The organism is Pseudomonas brassicae, from assembly GCF_010671725.1.
Lineage (GTDB): Bacteria > Pseudomonadota > Gammaproteobacteria > Pseudomonadales > Pseudomonadaceae > Aquipseudomonas > Aquipseudomonas brassicae.
Genome location: NZ_JAAHBU010000570.1, coordinates 1 through 1627, shown reverse-complemented (window position 1 = coordinate 1627; position 1627 = coordinate 1). Strand labels below are relative to the sequence as shown.

At 66.3% G+C, this 1627-nt stretch carries 1 protein-coding gene and 1 pseudogene; both read right to left on the bottom strand.

All coding sequences use genetic code 11. The features are described 5' to 3' along the window. Positions 1-27: 27 nt before the first annotated feature. Positions 28-1406: pseudogene (locus G3436_RS26210) on the bottom strand (heavy metal sensor histidine kinase). After that, on the bottom strand, positions 1403-1627 hold a 225-nt coding region (locus G3436_RS26205), incomplete at its 5' end, for a winged helix-turn-helix domain-containing protein (protein WP_178116618.1). The pseudogene G3436_RS26210 and the gene G3436_RS26205, both read right to left, overlap by 4 nt.

The window sequence follows — 1627 nt, the reverse complement described above, 5'->3', positions numbered from 1 at the left end:
TGCCAGCGAAGGGCTGCGCAGCAGCCCCTACCCAAATATCAAGCTGAACCGCGTAGGCCCCTGCGGCGCGCTGCTCACCTCGACCCGCCCGCCATGCACCTGCATGATCGATTGCACGATGGCCAGCCCCAGCCCCGTGCCGCCGTCCAGCCGCGAACGCCCACAGCCCACCCGGTAGAAGCGCTCGAACAGGTGCGGCCAATGCACCGCCTCGATCCCCGGCCCTTCATTGCGCACCCAGCACTGCACCCCGTGCGCACCTGACTCGATACCGATCTCCACGCGCCGGCCCTCGGGGCTGTGCCGTATTGCATTGCTCAACAGGTTCGAGAGTGCCCGCTGCACCATCAGCCGGTCGCCCTGCACACTGCCCCAGCCCGTCACCTCTAGCGTGACGTCCTTGCATTCGGCACTGGGCGCAAACAATTCCACCACCCGCTGCGCTTCATCGGCCAGCGCCACCGGCTGCAGCATCAGTTGCTGACGCGGCTGATCGACCTGAGCCAGGAACAGCATGTCGGTGATGATGCGGTTCAGGCGCGTCAGTTCCTCGATGCTGTCCTCCAGCGCGACCCGGTAGTCGTCTGCCGTGCGCACCCGCGACAAGGTCACCTGGCCTTGCCCATCAGGTTGCTGATCGGCGTGCGCAGCTCATGCGCCAGGTCGTCGGAGAACTGCGACAGGCGCTGCACCCCGCCATCCAGTCGATCGAGCATCACGTTGATGCCGCGTGCCAGCGTACTCAGCTCGTGCGGCAACTTGTCTTCGGGCAAGCGGTGGCTCAGGTCCTGCGCGGACACCTGGGCGGCGATGCGCCGGAACCTGCGCAGCGGCAGCAAGCCGCGCTGCACCAGCTTCCAGGCGCCGATGCCAATCAGCAGCAACAGCAACGGCAAGGCCAGCAAGGTCGAACGCAGATAGGCCTGCAGCAACCCGAGGTCATCGGCCCGGTTGAGGGTCAGCAGCACCCGTACCGGCGTGCCGTCGCGCAGCGTCATCAGGCGTGCGGCTGTCATCAGCCGAGCTTCGCCGCTGTCCTGCCATTCACTGAAGCCCAGCGCGGTGCCCATGCTGATACGCCGTAGTGGCGCCGCCTCCACGGCTGGCCCCAGGCTCAACAGCGCGGGGTGGCGGCTGGTCTGGGCAATGATGTTCAGGCTCAGGTCGTCATGCCCCATCACCAGGTCGAGCAACGGGTGCGCCCGTGCGCCCAGGTCGCTGGCTCTCAGGTCCACGCCCAGGCTGTGCTCGATCTGCTCCATCTTGCGTGCCAGCACCTTGCGTGCGCGGTTGTCCAGCTCGTGGTCCAGTGCCAGCACCGCGAGGCCAGCCAGCAGCAGCACCAGCGCCGCGCCCATCAGGCTGACGCTCAGGCCCAGGCGCAGCGACAGCCGCACTGGCTTCATTCGCGTGCTTCCAGTACGTAGCCCACGCCGCGCAAGGTGTGGATCAGCTTGTCGTCGAAGGGGTCGTCGATCTTGGCGCGTAAACGCCGGATCGACACTTCCACCACGTTGGTGTCGCAATCGAAGTTCATGTCCCACACCAGCGAGATGATCTGCGTGCGTGACAGCACTTCGCCGCTCTGGCGCATCAGCAGGTGCAGCAGGGCGAATTCCTTGGCGGT